Origin of the sequence: Peterkaempfera griseoplana, assembly GCF_001418575.1 — a bacterium.
Lineage (GTDB): Bacteria > Actinomycetota > Actinomycetes > Streptomycetales > Streptomycetaceae > Peterkaempfera > Peterkaempfera griseoplana.
In genome coordinates this window covers 1-21,976 of the sequence record NZ_LIQR01000268.1, presented here as the reverse complement: position 1 = coordinate 21,976, position 21,976 = coordinate 1, and the positions used below count along the sequence as shown (strand labels likewise).

22 protein-coding genes and 1 tRNA gene are annotated in these 21,976 nt (G+C 71.6%); 22 read left to right on the top strand and 1 reads right to left on the bottom strand.

Features of this window, described 5'->3' with window-relative positions; translation table 11 throughout:
• The first annotated feature begins 49 nt into the window (after positions 1-49).
• The 5 genes from AOK09_RS40255 (at position 50) to AOK09_RS20395 (ending at position 4,473) form a co-directional block, all read left to right on the top strand.
• A tRNA-Ser gene (locus AOK09_RS40255) sits at positions 50-144 on the top strand.
• Between the two features lie 518 nt (positions 145-662).
• Entirely contained in the window at positions 663-2,246 is a 1,584-nt protein-coding gene (locus AOK09_RS20415; protein ID WP_055588660.1) for a TROVE domain-containing protein, read from the top strand.
• 771 nt (positions 2,247-3,017) lie between these two features.
• Complete coding sequence (locus tag AOK09_RS20405) at positions 3,018-3,350, top strand: hypothetical protein (protein ID WP_055588658.1); 333 nt, start codon at positions 3,018-3,020, stop codon at positions 3,348-3,350.
• 97 nt (positions 3,351-3,447) lie between these two features.
• Positions 3,448-4,107, top strand: a complete 660-nt coding sequence (locus AOK09_RS20400; RefSeq protein ID WP_055588657.1) for a hypothetical protein — start codon at positions 3,448-3,450, stop codon at positions 4,105-4,107.
• A 126-nt stretch (positions 4,108-4,233) separates the two neighbouring features.
• Positions 4,234-4,473, top strand: a complete 240-nt coding sequence (locus AOK09_RS20395) for a hypothetical protein (RefSeq protein WP_055588656.1) — start codon at positions 4,234-4,236, stop codon at positions 4,471-4,473.
• Between the two features lie 178 nt (positions 4,474-4,651).
• Here AOK09_RS20395 and AOK09_RS42295 read toward each other — a convergent pair whose 3' ends face one another.
• Positions 4,652-5,497, bottom strand: a complete 846-nt coding sequence (locus AOK09_RS42295) for a hypothetical protein (protein WP_245687386.1) — start codon at positions 5,495-5,497, stop codon at positions 4,652-4,654.
• 371 nt (positions 5,498-5,868) lie between these two features.
• Here AOK09_RS42295 and AOK09_RS20385 point away from each other — a divergent pair, with 371 nt between their 5' ends.
• The 17 genes from AOK09_RS20385 to AOK09_RS20310 form a co-directional block, all read left to right on the top strand.
• Positions 5,869-6,588 (top strand): DNA-methyltransferase, encoded by a 720-nt coding sequence (locus tag AOK09_RS20385; protein ID WP_055588655.1) that lies wholly within the window; start codon positions 5,869-5,871, stop codon positions 6,586-6,588.
• A gap of 67 nt (positions 6,589-6,655) precedes the next feature.
• Positions 6,656-7,174, top strand: a complete 519-nt coding sequence (locus AOK09_RS20380; RefSeq protein WP_157875967.1) for a hypothetical protein — start codon at positions 6,656-6,658, stop codon at positions 7,172-7,174.
• Positions 7,174-7,581: a DUF2829 domain-containing protein gene (locus tag AOK09_RS20375; protein WP_079063260.1), complete on the top strand. Its 408-nt coding sequence runs from the start codon at positions 7,174-7,176 to the stop codon at positions 7,579-7,581. The genes AOK09_RS20380 and AOK09_RS20375 overlap by 1 nt, the downstream gene beginning before the upstream one ends.
• 41 nt (positions 7,582-7,622) lie before the next feature.
• Positions 7,623-8,138 carry a hypothetical protein gene (locus AOK09_RS20370; RefSeq protein WP_055588652.1) on the top strand — a complete coding sequence of 172 codons (516 nt, stop codon included), beginning with the start codon at positions 7,623-7,625 and terminating at the stop codon, positions 8,136-8,138.
• 28 nt (positions 8,139-8,166) lie between these two features.
• The gene (locus AOK09_RS20365) at positions 8,167-11,046 is read left to right on the top strand and encodes a beta strand repeat-containing protein (protein ID WP_055588651.1); all 2,880 of its coding nucleotides are present in this window, start codon (positions 8,167-8,169) and stop codon (positions 11,044-11,046) included.
• Between the two features lie 13 nt (positions 11,047-11,059).
• On the top strand, positions 11,060-11,374 hold the full coding sequence (locus AOK09_RS20360; RefSeq protein ID WP_157875966.1) for a hypothetical protein: 315 nt from the start codon (positions 11,060-11,062) through the stop codon (positions 11,372-11,374).
• Positions 11,375-11,388: 14 nt separating this feature from the next.
• Positions 11,389-11,922 carry a hypothetical protein gene (locus AOK09_RS40250; RefSeq protein ID WP_055588649.1) on the top strand — a complete coding sequence of 178 codons (534 nt, stop codon included), beginning with the start codon at positions 11,389-11,391 and terminating at the stop codon, positions 11,920-11,922.
• The gene (locus tag AOK09_RS20350; RefSeq protein ID WP_157875965.1) at positions 11,873-13,438 is read left to right on the top strand and encodes a terminase family protein; all 1,566 of its coding nucleotides are present in this window, start codon (positions 11,873-11,875) and stop codon (positions 13,436-13,438) included. The genes AOK09_RS40250 and AOK09_RS20350 overlap by 50 nt, the downstream gene beginning before the upstream one ends.
• Positions 13,429-15,009 carry a phage portal protein gene (locus AOK09_RS20345; protein ID WP_055588647.1) on the top strand — a complete coding sequence of 527 codons (1,581 nt, stop codon included), beginning with the start codon at positions 13,429-13,431 and terminating at the stop codon, positions 15,007-15,009. Before AOK09_RS20350 ends, AOK09_RS20345 begins: the two co-directional genes overlap by 10 nt.
• A complete protein-coding gene (locus AOK09_RS40245; protein WP_157875964.1) occupies positions 14,984-15,148 on the top strand; it encodes a hypothetical protein in 165 nt (54 codons plus the stop codon). Before AOK09_RS20345 ends, AOK09_RS40245 begins: the two co-directional genes overlap by 26 nt.
• A gap of 44 nt (positions 15,149-15,192) precedes the next feature.
• Positions 15,193-16,635 (top strand): 2'-5' RNA ligase family protein, encoded by a 1,443-nt coding sequence (locus AOK09_RS20340; RefSeq protein ID WP_055588646.1) that lies wholly within the window; start codon positions 15,193-15,195, stop codon positions 16,633-16,635.
• Between the two features lie 18 nt (positions 16,636-16,653).
• Positions 16,654-17,061, top strand: coding sequence for a hypothetical protein (locus AOK09_RS20335; RefSeq protein ID WP_055588645.1), 408 nt, complete (start codon positions 16,654-16,656; stop codon positions 17,059-17,061).
• A 24-nt stretch (positions 17,062-17,085) separates the two neighbouring features.
• Entirely contained in the window at positions 17,086-18,816 is a 1,731-nt protein-coding gene (locus tag AOK09_RS43235) for a DUF6582 domain-containing protein (RefSeq protein WP_055588644.1), read from the top strand.
• A 147-nt stretch (positions 18,817-18,963) separates the two neighbouring features.
• Positions 18,964-20,340, top strand: coding sequence for a hypothetical protein (locus AOK09_RS20325; protein WP_055588643.1), 1,377 nt, complete (start codon positions 18,964-18,966; stop codon positions 20,338-20,340).
• 85 nt (positions 20,341-20,425) lie between these two features.
• A complete protein-coding gene (locus tag AOK09_RS20320) occupies positions 20,426-20,806 on the top strand; it encodes a hypothetical protein (RefSeq protein ID WP_055588642.1) in 381 nt (126 codons plus the stop codon).
• A 6-nt stretch (positions 20,807-20,812) separates the two neighbouring features.
• Complete coding sequence (locus AOK09_RS20315; RefSeq protein ID WP_055588641.1) at positions 20,813-21,481, top strand: hypothetical protein; 669 nt, start codon at positions 20,813-20,815, stop codon at positions 21,479-21,481.
• Positions 21,482-21,493: 12 nt separating this feature from the next.
• Positions 21,494-21,976, top strand: a 483-nt coding sequence (locus tag AOK09_RS20310) for a hypothetical protein (RefSeq protein WP_157875963.1), incomplete at its 3' end; no start/stop codon positions are given.

Below are 21,976 nucleotides of genomic sequence, written 5' to 3'. Positions count from 1 at the left end.
TCACTCAATGCCTTCATTCCATCGAGTAATTGAGAGGAAGTCCGCACCAGGAGCCGGTAGCGTTGCCGCCGTCCAGGTGCGCAGGTGACGAGTTCTTCTCCTGCTAAGAGAGAGACCCGGGTTCGAATCCCGGCTCCGGCTCCCCCGCCGGGGTAGCTCAGCGGCCCAGAGCGCTTACGACCGCGTCGCCGACCTTGAACTCTGGACAACAACTACAGACTTCCGTCCGGTGCGAAGACCACGCGTTCTTCACGAGTTCGATTCCCGTCAGGCCCACCCCTGGGCCTGCTGCCCAGTTGGTGGGCGCTCGCGTTGTCGTCTCGACCTCGGACGGCACAACTTCACAACGCACCTCCCGGTGCGAAGGTCGCAGTTACTTCCTGTCTGAACAACAGGGCGAGTGGGTTCGAATCCCACCTCGGCATGGTGCTGGCCTCAACCGCAGCCGTCATTGATCTCGGGAGGCACAAGCATCGGGGGCGCCCGGTGCGCAGGCAACGGATACTTCATTTGGGATGACGAGGTCGCGGGTTCAAATCCCGCTCAGCCGCCTCACGGGCGGCTGGTGGCTCAGCTTGGTAGAGCGCGTACGTGCCCGTAGCCGACTCTGATCTCGGGCGCCCCAGATGCAGTGCTTCCCCTCCACAGAGAGGGGCTTTTTCATGTCCAGGTTCAACACCCGCACAACCCGACCGTCCGTCACCTCGCCCGTGACCAGCACCGGGCAGACCACCCGCACCCATGAGGGCGGCACCGGCCACCTCCGCTCGGAGAAGAGCGAGCTCTTCCTGCTCGCCGTGGCCAACATGGTCGGCCAGGACACCTTCTACGAGCGCGGCGGCCAGCGCGACGACCGGTACACCCAGCTTGTCCGCCAGCTCGCCATCGAGGACCCCGAGTGGACCTCCGGCCTCCTCGGCTGGCTGCGCGGTGAGGGCAACATGCGCACGGCGTCCCTCGTGGGCGCTGCGGAGTTCGCCAAGGCCCGCCTCGAAGCGGGCGCGGCCGGCCACTCCCGGCAGGTCGTCGACGCCGTTCTGCAGCGCCCGGACGAGCCCGGTGAGCTCCTGGCCTACTGGACGTCCCGGTACGGCCGGAACGTGCCGAAGCCGATCAAGCGGGGCATCGCGGACGCTGTCGCCCGGCTGTACAACGGCAAGGCCCTGCTGAAGTACGACACCGCCTCCAAGGGCTACCGGTTCGGCGACGTCCTCAACCTCGTCCACGCCACCCCGCACCCCGACAAGGCGTGGCAGGGTGACCTGTTCCGCTACGCCCTGGACCGCCGCCACAACCCCGACGAGGCCGTCCCCCCGGCGTCGAACCGGACGCTCACCGCGCACCGGCTCCTGATGCAGGTCCCGGTCGGCGAGCGCCGGGCCATCGTCGAGGGCGCGGACGGGGCCCAGCGGCTCGCGGACGCGGGCATCACCTGGGAGGCCCTGGCCGGGTGGCTGCAGGGGCCGATGGACCAGGCAGCGTGGGAGGCGATCATCCCGTCCATGGGGTACATGGCGCTGCTGCGGAACCTGCGGAACTTCGACGAGGCTGGCGTATCGGACGAGGTGGCCGAGCAGGTCGCAGCGCGGCTCGCGGAGCCGGAGCAGGTGGCGCGGTCGCGGCAGTTCCCGTTCCGATTCCTCGCCGCGTACAAGCACGCGCCGTCGCTGCGATGGGGGCACGCGCTGGAGAAGGCCCTCGGGTACTCACTGGCGAACGTGCCCGCGCTGCCGGGCCGCACCCTGGTGCTGGTCGACCGGTCCGGCTCCATGTTCGGCGGGATCAGCGAGAAGACGCAGCTCAACCGGGCGGACTCCGCTGCGATCTTCGGTACGGCGGTGGCGAAGCGGGCACAGTCCGCGGACCTGGTCGAGTTCGGCACCACCAGCCGGCCGGTGGCCTTGCGGGCGGGTGAGTCGGTGCTGCGGGTCCTGGACCGGTTCGGGAACCTCGGCGGGACCAACACCACCGAGGCCGTCCGCACGCACTACCAGGGCCACGACCGGGTGCTGATCGTCACCGACGAGCAGGCGTCGTACAACTACTACGGCGACCCGAGCGCACAGGTCCCGGCACACGTTCCGGTGTACACGTGGAACCTCGCCGGTTACCAGGCCGGCCACGGTCCGTCCGGGGCGGGGAACCGGCACACCTTCGGCGGCCTCACCGACGCGGCATTCCGGATGGTGCCGTTGCTGGAGGCGGGGCGGAACGCGGCATGGCCGTGGGAGCAGTCGGCTGCCTGAGCGTTCACTGCTGGGGCCCGTCCGAATTCGTCCGGGCGGGCCCTACCTCTCCCCCGTTAGGGGACGCCTGCAGGAGCTCCCAGAAACCCTGCAGCCACCCCGTCGTTGGCAGGCCGTGATCCCCCAGCCGACCCCCACCAGCTTCGAACCACCTGACCTCGGTCCTATTCGTGCGCTGGCGCCGTACCGCAGGTACTTCGCCGCGCGCGACCTCACGGCCGAGATCCGCCTTCTCGCCGACCAAGTCGAGCGCATCGCGGACGAAGCCGCCGTCGAACTGGCCAGGCACCTCGGTGTGCCCGCTGCCTCCGAAGATCTCGGCCTCAAACCGGCGGTCCTCACCCGGCGTGGGGCGGTACCCCACAAGGGAGCGATGGACGGGAACTTCTACACACGGGTCGACAGGGCTCTTCACCAACTCCGGGGAGTCCCGGCCGAACTACGACATCGCATCCAGCTCACCATCCATCCTTTGGAGTGGAAGCCGGCAAAAGAACGGTGCCGGTTCCACAACAGGGCCGGTGTCCTCCGCGCGGTCCTTGCACTCCCCGGTCTTGCGCCAGAGGACGTGTCTATGTTCCACCGCGCGCTGGAACATGAGCAGACCCGTGGCCAGGAATCCGACTTGCCGGACCAGTGCATTTGTCGGCGCAAGGTGATCCGGGGACAACGCCCTCCGCGTGGGTAGGTCCCCAGAACCTCACAACTGCGTTGTCGATGAACCGTGACACCATGTGGAGCAGCACTCCCGGGCACCACGGAGGCACCCTCATGCCCGACAAGGCACCCCGATCCCGCCAGAGCACCGTCGACGGAATCATCAACCGCTACCTCGACCACATGCCCGGCGCCAGTGGGGCCTATCTTCAGGACCCCGCCTACCACCGCGACGTTGTCTTCCTACGGCGCGCGCTGGCGCTGGCGGACCTGGCGATGGAAGACCAGGGCGTACCTGCGGAGTCCCGCGCCCGGGTGATCCGCACAGTGGTCTGCGGATCGCCGAACGAGGACGAGGCCAACGCCCGCATCGAGCAGCACCTGGCGGACGTCAAACGGGCCACGCAAGGACCACTGCACCCGCAGGACTTCGGCCTCCGCCCCTGAGCGCGGCAGGGCGCCCCTCGGCCGTGAGGGGCGCCCTGGGTGTCGCAGCTGGCACGCATCGACACCGCCACCGTACCGCCCAGGGGAGGCCACCCTCATGACCGACCAGCCGTACGACACACCCACCTGCGCCTGCTGCGGCAGCGAGCTCCACCCCGCCCACCCCCGGACCGCTTGCGAGCGCTGCCAGGAGCGCATGCACGACCGGTTGAACACGGTCGAGCACCAGTGGCTCCAGCTCCCCAAGCACCTGGAACGCGGTGCTGCGATCCCCGGCGCCGGGTCCGCTGGCCGCTCCGTCCACCCCGGGCTGCCGCTGCGTCTCGATGTCCTGTCCGCCACGGGTCCTGGCTCGGACACGATCGTCGGCCAGCTCCTGGCGGTGGAGGACGACTGGCGGCGCGCCCGCGGCTTCACTGTCCAGGCCTGGCGGGGCAACGCGGACCAGACCTTGCCGAAGGTCTGCCGGTTCCTCCGCCTGAATCTCCCGTGGGCGTGCGAGAACTACCCGGACGTCGACCAGCTCGACCAGGTCCTGGCCCGCATTGTTGGTGCTACCACCCGGGTCATTACCGGTGACCGCTCCCGGCGGGTTCCGGTGACGTGTCTCGCCGAGTACGACGACGGCACCGTGTGCGGGCAGGAGATGCGGGTGGACGCCGAGACCCTGAGCGTCAGGTGCCCCTCTTGCGGGGCTCGTTGGGCACGTGAGCACTTCCAGCGGCTGGCCCGGACCGGGCAACGCTCGGCGGCTTGAGACGCGGTGTCCTTGCATAGATCATCCGACGGTGTCACAGTGCTTGCAGACGGCACCACTGCGTCTTGATCTTCCGAGAGCCCTCGCCCAGCCGGCGGGGGCTCTCCGCATTCCAGGGGGTCGATCGTGCATCCTGCCCTGAAGACCGTCACCCCGGACGAGCTCGTCTACCCGCACGAGGCAGCGGCCGCGACCGGCATCCCCGAACAGGTGCTGCGTCAATGGGCCTCCCGGGGCCGGCTCCTGCGCTTCCCCGGCGACGGACGGCCATCCGGTGACGGCCATTTGTACCGGACGATGTACTCCCTGCCCGAGGTCCAAGAGCGGGCGAAGTCGTACCGGCCGCGGCTTCGCGCCGCGGCCTGACGCTGGTCACAGCTCCCTGCCTGCGCGGCGAGGCCCGGGCAGGGTCGGCTTGCTGTCGTTGAGGGCGGCGGCAGGCCCTTTCGCGGGCCCGGTGCTGGTGGAATGGTGGACACCGGGCCCGCGAAGACTCCTCCGAGTGCCTCCGGTGGGAGGTGGCTGGGCTGCTGCTGTGTAGCAACTACGGAAGCCGGCTTACGGCCCCAGAGGCAAACCACTGGACGATCGTAGCTGCGAGGTGGACGCCAGCTCGGGCCGCCTCTTGAGTCTCCGATGGAGTGGGGGCCTTGCCTCCGTGACGGGAGACCTGCCCTTCCCACAGAGCCCGCATCAAGGCCTCAGGCGCGGCTATCGAGTCTCCACCAGGTGGCACGGGGATAGCGAAAGTGAACTTATGCCGGGCATTCTTGATCTCGCCAAGCATGGTCCCCAGCGTTGCCTTGGCATGGTTTGGCTGAACGGTCGCATGCGCGGCCGATTCCACCGCTTTCACCGCTTCGCTGTATGCCCTCACCGGGTCGGGATGCAACCCGTAGGCAGCCTGCCATGCAGCAGCCAAATGGTCGGAGGCAGAGCCCGCATCGGTTTCGGCAGCGGCATCGACAAGAGTCTGTTGTACAGAGTCGCGCACTGCTGGCGTGACTCGAATCTCCAAGCCAGCCTCGTCTTCCCTGACGCGGTACGCCGAGTGGCCATCGTCCAACAAGAATTTCAGTTCCCGAACTTCAGCGAGGTCGCGCGCCTCCATCTCGGCTGCGAAAGCCAAGATCTCATCCACGGCATCGAGTAGGTCGAACCCCTCCCGACGGCTCAACGCCCAACTGGCGTTGCTCTTTGCGGGAACGGCAATACGCAGCTTCAAGCACATGGTCTTGCCGAGGTAACCGCCCCCCGCGGCAGCCATGGTGTACACCCACCGTTGGAGAGGCCGGAGCAGGTGGGCTGGGACTCCTTCGTACAGCGTGTCCTCGGTGTCCTCGGCATGGCCGACGCGCACGGAGAAGGGCCGTCGCGGGGTGGGCGTCATGACAATTGATCGTACCGACCGATCACCCAAGTGGCCCACAAATTGCGGCCTGTGACCGTGCCCGAGGCTGACACCAGCACAACGAGAACAGACCGTGCCTGCGGCCCCGAGACCCGGCCGGTGAAGCGCGGCGACGGCTCGATGGGCTGGCTACTCGTCCACCACTCTCTCGACGGCCGGGAACTACCCGAGCCCTCCCCTTGATCTCCGGCGTCTCGGGTGACCGTCCTCGCCCCGAGGCGCCGGCTCCACGCCCACGCGCACCGCTGGCCCCTGGCGCCAGCCCGACCCCGCCCCGGGGCTGGACCGCTGTGCACCGACTCGCTCGCCACCGCACCGGGGCGCATGCGACCTGCACAAGGAACCACCTGATGGACGACTTCACCCTGCATACCGGCGACGCACTGACGATCCTCCCGACGCTCACCCCGAGCAGCGTCGACGCGGTGATCTGCGACCCGCCGTACAACTCCGGCGCCGCGACCGTCCGGGAGCGCACCTCGCAGTCGGCCCGCGGCAAGTACGTCAGCGGCGACGCGCAGCACCAGCTGCCGGACTTCGACGGCGACAGCCGGGACCAGCGCGGCTACCTCGCGTGGATGTCGATGGTCCTGGCAGCCTGCTACCGGGCGGTCCGGCCGGGCGGCGCGGCGCTGGTGTTCACCGACTGGCGGCAGCTGCCCACGACAACGGACGCGCTGCAGGCCGGCGGGTTCACGTGGCGAGGTGTCGCTGTGTGGCACAAGCCCCTCGCCCGCCCGACGAAGGGCGGGCTGAAGCGGGACTGCGAGTTCATCGTCTGGGGCTCGCACGGGGCGATGGTGCCTGGCAACGACCCGGTGTACCTGCCAGGGCTGTACACCGGCAGTCAGCCTCGCGGCACTGAGCGCCAGCACATCACGCAGAAGCCGCTGGATGTGATGCGGCAGCTGGTGCGCATCGTCCCGCCCGGCGGGACGGTCCTCGACCCGTTCGCCGGCTCCGGCACGACCGGAGCCGCCGCGCTGGCCGAGGGCCGCCGATTCGTCGGGATCGAGCAGTCACCGCACTACGCCCAGATCACTCGGGAACGCCTCATGCTCGGCGCCTGAGCGGTCCTCTGGCCCGGCCGCGGCCTGCTGCGGCCGGGCTGTACGCCCACCCCCTGTTGGAGCCCTCATGCCCTCTGCCCTCGCCTCCTTCTCGGCCGCGCCACGTTCCGTGCGGCGCGGTGCCAGCCGCGACCTGGCCCGCCGCACCGCCCGCTACGGGACTCCGGGCTGGCGGATCGGTGCATGGCCGGCCCGGCGACGCAGGCCAGCTGTGCGGCCGGCCAGCACCGCGTCGGGGCAGTTGCGGGTGAACGCCAAGCGCGCGGATCGGGCCGCGTTCTGGGCTGGCTGGGGGCGTACCATCCGCGTCCAGGTATCCGCCGAGCTGGTGCCGTACTTCCGGGAGCACCTGCACCTGCTCGGCACGGGGGCCCGCGTGGACGCCCGCACCCCCTGGGAGTTCGGGCCCGTCGTCGACCTTGACGTCCACATCCCCGGCGCACCTGCCCGGGCCGCGCGCGCCGTACCGATCTACCGATCGGAGCTACGTGGCGACCACCACGTGCCCGTCCTGGACAGCGTCGACTGGTACGACGCCTACGGCCAGCGCATCGACCACACCCAGCAGAGCCCGGAGCGTGCGTGATGGACTTCGGTGCGGCTCTGTACTTTCTGAGGCAGGGCGAGCGCATGGCCCGCGCGGCTTGGGGCGACGCCGGGATGTGGGTGGCGCTCCAGGAGCCTGACGCCCACTCGAAGATGGGCCTGCCCTACCTGTACCTGCACACCGTGCACGACGTGCTGGTGCCGTGGACGGCCTCACAGACCGACCTGCTCGCTGACGACTGGGAGCACGTCGACGACGGCCCCACCGAGAGCAACGCGGTGGAGGCAGACCCCCTTCAGCCCGCTCCTCTTGGTCCGCACGTCACGGTGAACGTCCATGTCGCCGGGTCGGTGCTGTCCGAACGCGAGCTGCGCGGCGTCATCGAGCAGCACCTGCTCCAGTGCGGCATGCGCAACTCCCGCACGTATGCCGCCTATCAGCGCTGAACCCCGCCCCCTGCCCCGCTGCTTGTCCTGGAGGTCCCGTCATGTCCGCTGGAAGCCTGATCGCTGTGCGGGGCCTGGTCCGCGTCCGGCTCGTCGCCGGGGACGGCACCGTCAAGCTCGACCGCACCCAGAAGAACCTGATCACGCAGATCGGCGACCAGATGATCATGGAGCGGGCGACGGGCATCAGCTCGCCGCCCGCCCAGGCCACCGGCATGCGCCTGGGCACCGGCTCCACCGCCGTCGCCAAGACCGGCGCAGGCGCCGCCCTGGTCACCTACCTCTCTGGTTCCAACAAGGCCTTCGATGCCACCTACCCGCAGTCCAGCTTCAGCAGCCCGAACCGGGTCATCACCTGGCAGGCGTCCTGGGGCGCTGGCGTGGCCACGACCGCGAGCAACATCACCGAGGCCGTGATCGTCAACGACACCATCGCCACCGACGCCACCTCGACCGCGGCCAACACCCTCGCCCGTGTCCTCCTCGCCTCCCCGGCCCCGAAGGCGAGCGGCGACACCCTCACGATCACCTGGACCTGGTCCATGTCCGGCACCTGACCGGCACCGCAGCGGGAGGGGCCCGCCGATGGCCATCGCATGGGTCGCAGGAAGCTCCACCGTCCAGAACTCCGTCGTGGTGTCCTCCGCGACGCTGGCCGTCCCAACGGGGACCGCGTCCGGGCACCTGATGATCGCGGCGATCAGCGTCGGCGCCTCGGTCACCATTGCCACCCCTCCCACCGGGTGGACGCAGATCGCCCGCCAGACCAACGGCACCAGCACCACGCTGTTCCTCTTCAGCAAGACCGCCGGGTCCGAGCCGGCGAGCTACACCTGGACGTGGAGCTCCGCCACCAAAGCCGTCCTGACCTGCGGCACCTGGTCCGGCGTTGCCTCCACGGAGGGCGCCGCTGCCGCGGCCGACACCACCAACCGCACCGCGCACACCACGCCGAGCCTGACCCCGACGGACACGGACTGGATCGTCTGCGCCTTCGCGGACCGGTCCAGCGCCTCGGCCGGCTCCACCTGGACCGCTGGCAGTGGGATCACCTCCCGCGCTTCCGGGGCCAGCACCGCCACGAACGCCCCGTCCGCCGCCCTGATGGACACCAACGGTGGTGTCACCATCGCGGCGCACACGTACACCGCCACGGCGTCCCAGTCGACGGCCACCGCAGTGATGGCGACGGTCGGTCTGGTGCCGTCCACGGGCAGCAGCGTCACCGCGACGCCCGCCGACACTACGAGCCTGGCCGACTCGGGTGACGCGGCCCGAGCGGCCAGTCGGGCGCTGGCCGACACCACCGCTCTCGGCGACAGCGCCGCCTCGGCTGCCGCAGCGATCCGCGTCGCCGCGGACACCACGACCTTCACGGACACCGCGCAGGCCAGCACGGCCCGTTTTGGTGCACCTGCAGACGCAGCGGGACTCACCGACACCGCGGCGGCTGTCCACGGGCACGGCCTGACCGCGGCGGATGGCACGACGCTGGCCGACACGGCGTCGACCGCCCGCCAGGCCGGGGGCGCCGACGGCACCTCGCTCGCCGACGCTGCGGTCCGTACGGCCAGCACGGTACGGGGCGTCGGGGACGGCGGGAGCCTCTCGGACACCGCGGGCGTCTCCCGCGGCCGCGCCGCTGGGGACTCGGGCGTGCTGGCAGACGGCGCCAGTACGGGGGCGGTCCGCTCCCGTACGGCGGCGGACACCGAGGCTCTGTCGGACGCGGCCACGACCATCCGAAGCGCAAATCTGGTCGACACGGCTGCCGTGTCGGACGCAGTCACGGCCCGTACGGGCGCCAGCGCGGCATCGGCCGACACCACCACGCTGGCGGACACTCCGACGGTCGCCCGTACCCAGACGCGGAGCCCCGCGGACGGCACCGGCCTCGTCGACACCGCCCAGACCGCAGCCTTCCGAACCCGTCTGGCCATCGAGACGGCGGCGCTGTCCGACGCTGGCGACGGGGTGTCCGGACGCGTCCGCGCCGCGTCGGACGGGGTCCTGCTCACGGATGCGGCGCGGGCCTCGGCCGGCCGGCAGGTGGCCGACGGTACGGCTCTGAGCGATGCCGTGGTGACCGTGGCGGGTCGGGTGCGTCCCGCGGCTGACCCGGTTGCGCTCACCGACCACGCCACCACCGGCGCCGCAGGCTCAGTCGCCGACAGCGGCGCCCTGACCGACACTGCCACCTCGGCCGGAACCCGGGCCCGCCCAGATGACGACGCCGCCGCGCTCGCGGATGCTCTGGCCACGTCGGCTATCCGGCTGCGGACAGCCCTGGATTCAGCGGCCCTCGCGGACTCGGCCACCTCCGACCGAGGCCTCACCCGGACCACTGCCGACGCCACGGGGCTGGCCGACTCGGCCAACACCGCGGCAACCTCCTCACGGCCGTCCGGCGACGGTGCCACACTCGGCGACAACCCGGCCTCCGCGCGCACGGCGGTCCGGGGGCCGGCCGACGGTACGACGCTGGTGGACGCGGTCTCGGTGTCCCGGTCCAGCACCGGCCGCGAGCAGCCCAGCGACCCGACGACGCTGGCGGACGCAGCCACCGCCATCGCGGTGCGCACCGCCACCGCTGGCGACGGCCTGGCCGTCGCGGACGCAGCGACGGTCGGGCGTGGTACCACGGCCATGGACGGAACGGGACTGGGCGACGCCGCGGTCGCGGCCCGGCAGCGGGCCGCGGGCAACAGCGACGGCACGGCCCTGGCCGACAGCCTGACCGCCGCCTACGGGCGGAGCCGCGCGGTAGCCGACGGCTCGACGCTCGCCGACGCCCCGTCCCCCGCCCGCGCCGCGGCCCGAGGGGCGACCGACCCGGCGTCCCTCGGCGACAGCGTGGAGGCCGCGGCCGGACGCCTACGGGAGGCCGCGGACACCACAGCCCTGGTCGACACGGTCCAGGTCGCCCAGTCCACATCCGGGCACACGCTCGTCTCCGACCCGTCGTCGCTGGTGGACGGGGCGTCGGACGCCTCCTCCCGGCCCCGGGCAGTTGCCGAAGCGGCGCAGCTGGCCGACGCGGCGACCGCCGTGTTCCACCGCCAGGTCGCGGTCGCGGACGTCCTGGCGCTCGGCGACGCCGCCGACCGGGCCGTGGCCGCCGTCCGCACCATCGACGACCCGGCACACCCCGGCGACGCCCTGGACAGCGACCGCCCGGCCCGCGGCGCGGACGACACCACCGTCCTCACCGACACCACCACGGCGACAGCCAGCAGGGGCCGCCCGGTCGGCGACGGGGCGGCGCTCACCGACCTGGCGGTCGCCGTCCGTGTCGGCCCGGTTGAGGTGACCGTAGAGCCCGGTGTGCGGGTGCGCTGGCAGGCCCGGCTGGCGCCCGGGCGGTGGACGGCCCACGAGCACGACGGCCGCTGGCACACGGCCAACGCCCCCGGCCGCTGGAGGGCCGAGGAGCGCCCCGGCCGCTGGAGAACCGACAGCCCGTGAAGGGGTGGTGCTGGTGCAGTCGATCCCCGCGGCGTCCCGCGAGTACGTCCTGGTGTCAGTCACCGCGACCGTCGAGGCCGCCCCGTACGACCCGACCGGCGACCTGGTGGAGTTCTCCTTCCCCGGGCCGGGCGCGGACCCGGTCACGTGGGTGCCGGGTTCGTGGGACACCCACCCGGTCCCCGGCACCTCCACCTTCACCGCCCGCTGCCTGGTCGGCCCGGGCGGCGACGTCACCCTCGCCCAGGGCCGGTACGCCGTGTGGGTCCGCATCACCGACAACCCCGAGGTACCCGTCCGCCAGGCCGGGCTCCTCGCCATCACCTGAGAGGGGAGGCCGGCATGCCCGTCTCCCGCGCGACGCGGGCCGCCACCGCAGCCCGGCGGGCCCGCCTCGTCGACATGCGGCGGCAGAAGCGCCCCTACAAGGAGATCTGCGAGGAGCTCGGCTACGCCTCCGTCAACGCTGCCCGGCGGGACTTCAGCCGCGCGCTGGAGGAGTCCATCGCGGCGCAGCACACCAACGTCGAGGTGTACCGCGAGGAGCAGCTCGTCGAGCTGGAGTACCTGGCCGAGGAGGTCCACGCGGTCTTCCGCGCCGATCACTTCATGGTCTCCGCCAGCGGGCGGATCGTCACCCACCCGGTCACCGGTGAGCCCCTGCGGGACCCGCAGCCGCGGATGGCTGCGGCTGACCGGCTGCTGAAGATCGCCTCCGAGGTGTCGAAGCTGCGTGGGCTGCATGCCCCGAGCCGGGTCGAAGGGGTGTTCACGATCGATGCCCTCAACGACGCCCTCGAACAGGCCCGGGAGCAGCTCGCCGCTCTTGAAGCTGAAGATCCAGAAGATGGAGGAGCTGAAGGCCCTCCAAGCTGAGGTTCAGCGCCGGGAGACCGAGCGGCTCCGCCGGATCGACGTCTTCGCCAAGCTCGGCTACGTCCCCACCCCGAAGCAGCGCGAGTTCCACGACGCCGACGAGTTCGACGTGCTGTACGGGGGCGCCGCCGGTGGCGGGAAGAGCCGGGCGCTGACCGCGCACGCGATCCGGGAGTGCGTGAGGTACCCCGGTCTGCGGGTGGGGGCGTTCCGGCGCAGCTACCCGGAGCTCAAGGAGTCGCTGATCGCGGAGCTGGCGAACCTGAACTTCGCCAAGGCGCTCGGCGCGACGTGGAACGGGACCGAGTACGAGCTGCGGTTCCCGAACGGCAGCCTGATCATGTTCCGGTACGCCGAGACGGTGCAGGACGCCACCCGCCGCCAGGGCGGCCAGTACCAGCTCTTGGTGTTCGATGAGCGGACCCTGACGCCGCCCGACGTGTGCTCCTTCCTGGAGTCCCGCTTGCGGTCCGGCCGGCGGGATCTGCCCGTGCTCGGGATCCGGTCGGGGACGAACCCGGGCGGGGCGGGGCACGGCGCGGTGAAAGCCAGGTACATCAAGCCGACCCAGTACGGGGCGCAGGTCGTCACGGACGAGCGCGGCCGTACGGTCCGCTTCATCCCGTCGAAGCTGAGCGACAACCCGCACGTGAACCCGGAGTACGCCGCGGACCTCAAGGCGCTCCCCGAGAAGTTGAGGGCCGCGTTCCTCGACGGAGACTGGGACCAGTTCCAGGGCCAGATGTTCACCGAGCTCAAGCGCGACCGGCACGTCCTGGACCCCATCGACCTCCCCGCGTCGTGGCGGCGCTACGGCGGCGTCGACTGGGGCTACAGCGCCCCGTGGGCAGCCCTGTGGGCGGCGGTCGACGAGGACGGCCGCGCGTGGATCTACCGCGAGATCTATCAGCGCGGCGTCGGGGAAGCCGACCAGGCGAAGCAGATCCTCGCGGCCGAGCAGATCGGCGAGCAGGTCGCAGCCCGGTACGCGGACGACGCCATGTGGGCCACCCGCGGCGAGGCCAAGCCCATCGCCGACATCTACGCGGACGAGGGCGTGCACCTGGAGAAGGCCGGGAAGGGCGCCGGGTCGCGGGTCATCGGCTGGCAGCGCGTCCGGTCCTACCTGAACGAAGCCCCCGCCTGCCCGCACCACCGGGCGCAGGGGTGGGAGACCTGCCCGCGGCTGCACCTGTTCAGCACCGTCCCGGAGCTGTACCGGGAGCTCAGCGACCTCCCCCACGCCTCCAAGGGCAATCCGGAGGACGCAGACACCACCGCCGACGACCACGCAGCCGACGCCCTCCGCTACATCCTCACCAACTTGGGGACCGGGCCTGACTACCCGCTCCTCGACGAGGCGCCCACAGGCGCGCCGGGCGAGGCCCTGCAGCCGCTCGGCACCGCGATGGCCGTGCGCCCGGACACCAGCGGGCCGGCGAGCGACTGGTGGGAGACCGACAGCCACGACGACGGGCACGTGCCAGGGGGGACGGTGACATCCCCATGGGGCTGAGTGCATGGTGGCAGCGACTCACCGGCAGTGGTGAGGTCCTGGAGAAGGCGTCGGCGGTGCCGGCCCGGCTCCCGGACCGCACCGGGTTCGAGTACGGCATCGGCCCGTCGGGCCTGACGGAGTGGAACCAGGGCATCGGCGCGGGGTCCGGCACGGACCGGCGGTCGGCGCTGAACCAGCTCTACGACGCCTATCTGGCGTGCCCGTGGGCGTGGGCGTGCGTGAACGCGATCGCCCGCACGATCACGGCGGGCGGCCTGGTGATGGAGTGGGACCCGGAGGAGGACACCGAGCAGGAGCAGCCGCCGAAGCCCGCCGAGGTGCGGGCGCTGGAGCGGATGCTGGGGTACTGCAACCCGTCCGAGTCGATCATCAAGATCCTGCGGGGTGTGATCGCGGATCTGCTGGTCTTCGGCGACGCCTACCTCGAGGTCGTGTGGGTCGGGCGGCAGCCGGTCGCCCTGTACTCGCTGGACTGCCCGAGCATGCACCCGGAGACCGACGAGCACGGCCAGGTGACCCGCTACGTGCAGGTCACCGAGCTCGGGCAGCGCGCCACCTTCGAGCCGCGGGAGGTCATCCACATCAGCCTCGACTCCCCCAGGTCGAGCATCTTCGGCGTCTCCCCCACCCAGGCCGCGTTGCTGCCGATCACCGCCTGGCTCTACGCGAGCGCCACCAGCAAGGAGCTGTTCAAGAAGGGCAACCCGCCGACGCTGCACGTCGACATGCCCGCCTCGGCGTCCGTGGCGGACATGAACCGCTGGCAGTCGCAGTTCATGGTCCGCAACGTCGGCTCCCGCAACATTGGGGCGCCGGTGATGACCAAGGGCGGCGGCAAGGTCCAGGAGCTCAACTCGTCCCGCACGGTGGATTACCTGAAGTTCCTCGACCAGAAGCGCGACGAGATCATCGCCTGCTACGGCGTCCCGCCGGCCAAGGCCGGGATCATCGAATCCGGGAACCTCGGCGGCGGCACCGGCGAGGAGCAGGACAAGACGTTCATGGTCAACACCTGCGGCCCCTTGGCCGAGCTGGTGCTGGAGGCCTTGAACTGGCACCTCGGCCGCCTCGGCTTCGGCGTCGACGGGTGGACGCTTCGGTTCAAGGACGTCGACCTGCGGGACTCCAAGAAGATCGAGGAGATCCGGGACATGCGCTTGAAGAACGGCGCGTGGACCCTCAACCGGTACCGCGGGGACATCAACGAGCTGCCCGTCGACGGCGGCGACCAGGCCGTCCTCGTCGACCGCTCCCACCTGGTGCGATGGCAGGACATGGAGCGCATGTCGGATGCGTCGATCGCGGCCGCCGCGGCCCCGGCCGTCTCCGCGGGCGTGGTCGTCCCCGGGGTCGAGCTGGAGCCGGAGCCCGAACCGGCCCCGGTGCCCCCGCACCTGGCTCCGTTCGCCGGACAGCCGCCCGAGACACCCGGGCCGGATGACGCCCCCGACGACGACACCGACGAGCCTCCGGCGGAGTCGCACCGGGCGCGGTTCCGGGCGCGGCTGGCGGAGGCTCTGCGGACCTTGCCGGGAGGCGTGGATGAGCGCCACGACCGGGCAGCCTGACGACCCGTGGCGGTGCGGGGTGTGCGGCCGGGAGTGCGCGGTGCCGTCGCTCGCGCGGGCCTGCGAGGCAGCCCACGAGACGGGGCATCCGCTGCGGGCTGAGGACGCCGTGTGCTTCATCCGCAAGCACGTCGGCTGACCAGGGGGTGAGTCATGGGGTCGCCGGACTTCTCCGATGGGTGCATGGTCGCCCTGTACCCGCCCCGCGACGTGGCCGAGGACCTGGTCGTCGACGGCGGCCTGCCCCCGGAGGAACTGCACGTCACCGTGGCGTACTGCGGTGACGCGGCCGACGTCGACGCTGAGGCGCTGCGTGCCGTGGTCGCTGCGCTCGCCGACCGGCCGCCGCTCCAGGCCAGCGTTTCCGGCGTCGCCCGCTTCACCGGCGACGAGCAGGACGTGCTGGTGGCACTGGTCGACTCCCCCGACCTGGAGCAGCTGCGGCGCGACGTCCTGGACGCGCTCACCGCCACCGGCATCGAGGTGCCGCGGGACCACGGGTTCACTGCCCACTGCACGCTGACCTACCTGGCCCCGGACGAGCCCGCGCCCCTGGACAGGCTCCCGTCCCGACCGGTGCGGTTCGACGCACTGTCCACCGTCCACGGCACCGACCGCATCGACCACCGCCTCGACGACCCCGCACAGACACTGCAGGCGGTCGCACGGGAGGCGTACGCCGCCGGGTGGGCCGCCTCCGGCGGACCGATGACCGACCGGGTCCGCGCCGGATGCGAGGTCGCCATCCAGCTGGCCATCGAGAACGCCGAGGACCCCGACGTCCTGAAGGCAACCGTGGATCTGGGCCGACTGGAGGGCATGTGGGCGTTGCTCTTCACACGACGCGAGGAGCAGCAGACCCGGCACATCCGGGCGGTCGGCACAGCATGGCGGCCGCTGATCCACCGCGACCACCTCGGCACCGGCATCCGCACGTTCCGCCAGATGGTCGGCCTCACCGAGGCAGAGCACAGCGACGCGGACACCCGGGCGGCCGCGCTGGCCGCCGCCCACGCCATGCTCCAGGCCATCGCCGGCCAACCAGGCTGGGACGATCTACGCGCCGCACTCCAGAAAGCGATCCGCGCCGGCCGCGCCGAAGGCATGGTCAACGCCGTGGCGATCGCCGCCGACCGGGCTACGGTCCACACCCTGGCCCTGGACTGGGACATGGCGTTCCAGCACGCCTACGACTCGCTGGAGCGCCTGGACGAACTGTGGGCCGAGGCAGACGGCTGGCTCGCGCGGATGATCGACCGGGCCGCCGCCGACCTCGGCCGCGTCCTGGCCCAGCACGCCGCCGCCGGTTCGGACTGGGACGAGATGCTTCAGGCCGCCATGGACGCGATCGGCTCGGACGACCCGCAGGCAGTGGCCTTCGTCGTCGACTGGGCGATGACCGCCGCCGCCGACGCCGGCGCGCTGGCTCTGTACGCCGCCGAGGGAGTCCAGCGGATCGACTGCATCACCGCCGGTGACGGCCGGGTCTGCCCCGCCTGCGTCGACGCGGAGACCGGCAGCCCGTGGATCGCCCTGGAGGTTCCCCGGCTGCCCCTGCATCCGGCCTGCCGCTGCTGCTACGCCGCCGACGTCGACCTGTCGCGGTTCGCCGCCTGGTTCACCTGACCCTTGAGGAGGGCACTCATGAGCGGCGCCTACAACCCGGTCGCCCGCACCTTGTGGACGCTGTCCGGCTCCGGCCTGGGCACGACGCTGTCAGCGTCGGGGACCAGCGGGCCGATCAGTGTCGGCTCGGTGGCCGACCTGTGGCTGGCCGTCACCGTCTCCGGCACTCCGACGGGCACCGGCCCGACGCTGGACGTCGCCTTGGACGTGCAGGACGCGGACGGCAACTGGTATCCGGCGGTCGCCAAGATCGGCCAGCTGACCACCACGGCCGGGCGGGGCGTGGCCTACGCCGGGCTGCACATGCCCAACGTCACCTCGACCAGCGCCGCCCTGGTGCTGCCGCAGTGGTGCCGGGTGGCGTGGACCCTCGGCGGCACCACCCCCGGCTACCCCGGGGCGTCGATCAGTCTCGTCGGCCGCTGACCGGCCCGAATCTCTGGAGGATCTGTGGCTGCGATCGCCACCGTCACCGGGACCGCGATCCGGCCCGGCATCAGCAAGAACGGCCGTCTCTACACCGCCGAGGCGATCGGCCGCATGGTCGACCGCGCACAGGCACGTATCGCCGAGGGCGGCATGCCTCTGACGACCCTGACCCACCACGAGGCCGGAGACGACTCGACCCGCATCGTCGGCCGGATCACCAGCCTGGCCCAGGAAGCGGACGGGTCCGCCCGGTACACCGCGGTCCTGACCGACACCGGGCACGGCCGGGACATCCACTCCCTGATCTCCGGACCCAACCCCGTGCTGCGAGGTGTGTCCATCCGGGGGGCGTGGGTGGGCCGGGTCCGCCGAGAGCAGCACGACGGGCGGACGGTGGAGACCGGTGACGACCTGGAGCTCGACGGCCTGGACTACACCCGCAAACCGGGGGTTGAGGGAGCGGGGATCGACAGCGTGGAACCGATCGGGTCCGAGCCCCGCGAGTCCGATGGCACCGCCCGGGTGCCGATCACCGAGTCCGCTCCGGAGGCGACCGTGACCATCACCGAGGCCGACGGCAGCGCCGAAGAGGGGCCGTTCGCGGACCCGGGGTACCAGAAGGACAAGAAGAAGAGGTACCCCCTCTCCAGCAAGAGCCAGGCGAAGAGCGCGTGGTCGTACATCAACCAGGCCGACAACGCCCGGCTCTACACCAGCGCGCAGCTCAAGCGGATCAAGGGCCGCATCGCCAAGGCGTTGAAGGGCTTCGGCGTGCAGGTGGCCGCGCAGGAGGGCTGGCTGATCGACCCGGCCGCCGCCGTGTCCGAAGCCCTCGCCGAGTGCTGGGACATGGACCCGGCCCGGGGCTCCCTGTATCTGTCGCTGACCAACGGGCCGACGACCGTGACTGTGTCCTCGGCCGTCCTGGACCCGCACGATCTCGACCTGGTCGGCCGCGCTGCCATGGCCGGCGCGTGCGACGCCCTGATGGCGCTGGACCCGGACATGGATGCCGACATCGACCTGCCTGGCGCCCCCACCGAGGGCGACGACGAGGAGGAGCCCATGCAGGCCGCTCCCGCCGCCGACCTGGTCGCCGCCGTGGAGACCGCCGCCACGCTCGCCCCGCCGGGGCTGGCTGACGGCATCACGCCCGCCACGACTCCGGCGCCGGAGCCCCCGGCCGCCGGCACCCCCGCCGAACCCGAGGAGGAGCCCGCGATGGCGGACACCACCCCTGAGGCCGCCACTCCGGCCGCCGTTGCCCCCGCCGTCGGCGGGAGCGTCACCCTGACCAACGACCAGTTCGCCCAGCTGCTCGCCGCGGTCGCGCCGCGTCCGGCCGCGCCGGTTGAGGCCGCTCCGGCCGCCCCTGCTGCGGTTGCCGAGGCTGCACCCGCGGCTGCCGCACCGGCGGAGCCGGCTGCGCCGGTGGCCGAGGCGCCTACCCCTGCCGCGCCGGTGGCGGAGTCCGAGGATGAGCGGATCGCCCGCCTGGTCAAGGAGGGCATCGCCCGGGCACTCCCGGCCGCTGTGCAGGAGCACGTCGTGCAGAACGGGCCGCCGGCCCGCAAGGGCCTGGTCGCCCAGACCTCGGAGAACCCGCAGGGGCTGACCGAGTCGGGCATCCCGGCCGCGTGGCCGCAGAAGCCCCTTCACGAGTACACCGACGAGGAGTGGCGGCAGCACGTGGCCCCCACCACAGTGAGCGCCATCCTCGGCAACCGCGCGCCGGCCCCCGCCGCCCAGTAACGCGCCCGGGCCGCCCCTGCGGCCTCCTGCGTCTTCCCTGACCGCCAGCCCCTGGCTGGTGCCGCTCGGCAGAAATGGTCGCCCAGCCCCGCCCGGACCTCCCGGTGCGGGGCCGTCATTCCCCTCTGCCGAACACGGAGAAATCGCATGACCGGCAACGCCGACCTGCGCGAGGCACTGACCGCCGCAGGCGCATCCCCCCTCGTCCCCACAATCGTCGACCCGCAGCTGCTGGAGTACCAGCGCCGCTACGCCCCGCTGGTGCGGGCCATCCCGTCCCGCAAGTGGGACAGCAGCGTCTACTACTTCAACCAGCGGACCGCCCGGGCCGCGGGTGGCTTCGTCTCCGACGGCGGCGCCCGCCCGATCGCGAACAGCAGCTACACCCAGAACGGCTTCGCGATCCGCAACCTGCAGGCGGTCGGCGCGGTCACCGGATACGCGCAGGCCGTCACCCGTGGCCTGGCCGGCGACCTGCGGGCGCAGGAGATCGAGGGCTCCATCCAGGGCCTGTACTGGGACATCGAGACCGCGGTCGTGTGGGGCAACTCGGGTTCGACCGCTCTGGGTGGCTACCCGCAGTTCGACGGCCTGGACTCCCTCGTCGCCACCTTCTCGGGTGGGAACCAGAACGCTCAGGACGCGGCCAACGCGTCCCTGTCGCTGGGGTGGCTGGACCGCCTGATCGACATGGTGGAGCAGCAGTCCGCCATGAAGATCAACGGGCCCGGGTGGATGTTCGTGATGAGCTCGACCGCGGAGTCCCGGATCGCCCAGCTCGCTCAGGCCAACCAGCGGTTCATGGGCCAGATCGAGGTCGCCGCGGGCCTGAACGTGATGTCGTACCGCGGCATCCCGCTGGTCACCACGTCGTTCCTGTCCGCCCGCTCGTACAGCATGGGGGCGGTCACCACGGCGACGGCCACCACCGGCGGCTCCCTGGCGGCGGCGACGTACTACTACCAGGTGGTGCCGGTGATCGCCCGCCAGGGCGAGATCCTGCCGTCCACGGAGGTCTCCCAGGCCACCACGGGCTCCACCTCGACCGTCACCCTGTCCTTCTCCACCCCGAACGGGTACGAGGGCGCGCAGCCGAACCTCTACAAGGTCTACCGGTCCACCTCCAGCGGCGCGGAGACCTTCCTCGGCTACGTCGACGCCACCGTCGGTATCGCCGCCGACGGCGTCACCCCGATCCTGACCACCTCGATCGTGGACGACGGCGTGAAGCTGACGCCGAAGAACGCCTCCACGGTCCCGGCTCAGATCCCGGCCTCGTACGTGGGCACCAACGCGGCGATGAAGCCCCAGTCCTCGGGCAGCGAGAACATCTACCTCATCGCCCGCGACCCGCAGTTCCTCCTGCGGCCGTTCGTCCGTGAGCTGACGCCGCTGGACGTCTACCCGACCACCGCGCAGCCCGACCAGCTGCCGTACGCGATCGTCTCGGACTGCACCCTGGCCGTCCGCGCCCCGAAGTACCTGGGCCGGATCAGCCGCGTGTCCTGCTCGCTGGCGTCCTGACCCCCTCCCCGGGGCGCGCCCACTCCCCCGGGCGGGCGCGCCCCGGCCATCTGTGTTCCCCCTTCGATGCCCCATGGGAGGGCTCATGCCTCACGTTCGCAAGGCCGTTGCCGGCTCCGATTCCTTCGGCCACGAGTGGCCGCACGACGGCGCCGTCGTCGAGATGCCGCACGAGGAGGCCGAGGCGCTGCTGGCGATCGCCGACGGCGGGTTCGAGCTCGTCGCCGACCCGGCCCCGGGGCCGGAGGACCAGGACCCGGACGACACGACCGGGTCCGGCGACGACGACCAGGACCCCGCCGAGGAGGAGCCGGACGCCGGCGAGGAGGAGCCGGATGCCGATCCGGCAGTCACCGAACCGGCCCCGGAGCAGCCGCAGACACTCGACGAGGTCGCCCCCGAGCCGGCGGCCGAGGACGAGAAGCCCGCGCCCCGCCGCAACGCCCGCCGCAAGACCGGCGAGTAACCCTCGGTGGCCGCGGACACCCCGACCCCACTCGCCTCCGCGGCCGACATGCAGGCCGGCCAGTACGCCGACCTCGTCCGGACGTACTCCCCGGAGGCCCTTGACACCCTGATGATCGAGGCGACCCGCGATTGCGAGGACGCCTGCGACCGCAGGCTCGCCCCCTTCACTGGCCTGCCGGAGTCCCACCGCGCGCAGGGCGTCGATCCGGACGAGCTGCCCGGAGACGCCGGGATCCCGGTGAGCATCCAGGCCACGATCAGCCAGTCCTACGCGGATGCCATGGGCGGCGCGGGCGGCATGGTCCGGCACGTCTGGCTGAACCAGTACGCCACCCGCTACCCCGACATGTGGGCCTACGCCAACCTCCAGGTGTCGCTGATCCTCACGCAGGGCGGCGTGCAGTCTGTGGGCCCGGCGCAGGTCGTGGGCGCGGAGCCCGACAGCGGCCACGTGTGGTTCCAGCTGGGGACCTACCTGCCGCCCGGGTCGCTGATCCGCGTCACGTACGACGGCGGCTACCAGACCGTCCCGGCGTCCCTCGGGCGGGCCTGCAAGCTGATGGCCGCCTCCATCGCCGCTACCGAGCTCAACCCCATGGGGGAGGGCGACCACGACCCAGCCAAGCTCCGCAAGCAGGCACTCGATGCCCTCGCCAACTACCAACGGACCTGAGAGGGGCGAGCGATGTCTGACTCCGGGCTGGCCGACGCGGTTGCCCGCGAGGCCGCGTGGCTGTCGGCCAGCGGCGACGGCCTCCCCGCTCTCTTGGCCTCGGCTGGCGGACCGTGGGACGTGGTGCAGGCGTACATGCCTCGCACCCCGGCGCAGCGGCAGACACAACTGTGGGTGCTGAAGAAGAGCACAACCACCCGCCGCTTCAGCAACCACCGCCGCGTCGCCAGCCATACGTTCGTCGTCTCGCTGTGGTGGCCCATCGGGTCCACTGCCCAGTCCGGAAGCATAAGCCTGGCCGAGACCGAACAGGCCGCATTCGACGCCGCCTTGGCCCTGGTCGTCACCCGCGTCGAAGGCCTGCCCGGCGACAAGTCCCACGGCGGCCGTTTCCTGTCCGTCGCGGAGGCTCCTGAGGAGTCCGCCGGGATCCGCGTCGAGATGGGCGACCCCGCTCAGGGCATCCCCGCTGGCGCCCTGACTGCCCAGATCACG

What these genes read in the sequence shown, in the direction of transcription:
- AOK09_RS20415 (WP_055588660.1), top strand. Translation starts at nt 663, where the DNA reads ATGTCCAGGTTCAACACCCGCACAACCCGACCGTCCGTCACCTCGCCC.
- AOK09_RS20405 (WP_055588658.1), top strand. Translation starts at nt 3,018, where the DNA reads ATGCCCGACAAGGCACCCCGATCCCGCCAGAGCACCGTCGACGGAATC.
- AOK09_RS20400 (WP_055588657.1), top strand. Translation starts at nt 3,448, where the DNA reads ATGACCGACCAGCCGTACGACACACCCACCTGCGCCTGCTGCGGCAGC.
- AOK09_RS42295 (WP_245687386.1), bottom strand. Translation starts at nt 5,497, where the DNA reads ATGACGCCCACCCCGCGACGGCCCTTCTCCGTGCGCGTCGGCCATGCC.
- AOK09_RS20385 (WP_055588655.1), top strand. Translation starts at nt 5,869, where the DNA reads ATGGACGACTTCACCCTGCATACCGGCGACGCACTGACGATCCTCCCG.
- AOK09_RS20380 (WP_157875967.1), top strand. Translation starts at nt 6,656, where the DNA reads ATGCCCTCTGCCCTCGCCTCCTTCTCGGCCGCGCCACGTTCCGTGCGG.
- AOK09_RS20375 (WP_079063260.1), top strand. Translation starts at nt 7,174, where the DNA reads ATGGACTTCGGTGCGGCTCTGTACTTTCTGAGGCAGGGCGAGCGCATG.
- AOK09_RS20370 (WP_055588652.1), top strand. Translation starts at nt 7,623, where the DNA reads ATGTCCGCTGGAAGCCTGATCGCTGTGCGGGGCCTGGTCCGCGTCCGG.
- AOK09_RS20365 (WP_055588651.1), top strand. Translation starts at nt 8,167, where the DNA reads ATGGCCATCGCATGGGTCGCAGGAAGCTCCACCGTCCAGAACTCCGTC.
- AOK09_RS40250 (WP_055588649.1), top strand. Translation starts at nt 11,389, where the DNA reads ATGCCCGTCTCCCGCGCGACGCGGGCCGCCACCGCAGCCCGGCGGGCC.
- AOK09_RS20345 (WP_055588647.1), top strand. Translation starts at nt 13,429, where the DNA reads ATGGGGCTGAGTGCATGGTGGCAGCGACTCACCGGCAGTGGTGAGGTC.
- AOK09_RS40245 (WP_157875964.1), top strand. Translation starts at nt 14,984, where the DNA reads ATGAGCGCCACGACCGGGCAGCCTGACGACCCGTGGCGGTGCGGGGTG.
- AOK09_RS20340 (WP_055588646.1), top strand. Translation starts at nt 15,193, where the DNA reads ATGGTCGCCCTGTACCCGCCCCGCGACGTGGCCGAGGACCTGGTCGTC.
- AOK09_RS20335 (WP_055588645.1), top strand. Translation starts at nt 16,654, where the DNA reads ATGAGCGGCGCCTACAACCCGGTCGCCCGCACCTTGTGGACGCTGTCC.
- AOK09_RS20325 (WP_055588643.1), top strand. Translation starts at nt 18,964, where the DNA reads ATGACCGGCAACGCCGACCTGCGCGAGGCACTGACCGCCGCAGGCGCA.
- AOK09_RS20320 (WP_055588642.1), top strand. Translation starts at nt 20,426, where the DNA reads ATGCCTCACGTTCGCAAGGCCGTTGCCGGCTCCGATTCCTTCGGCCAC.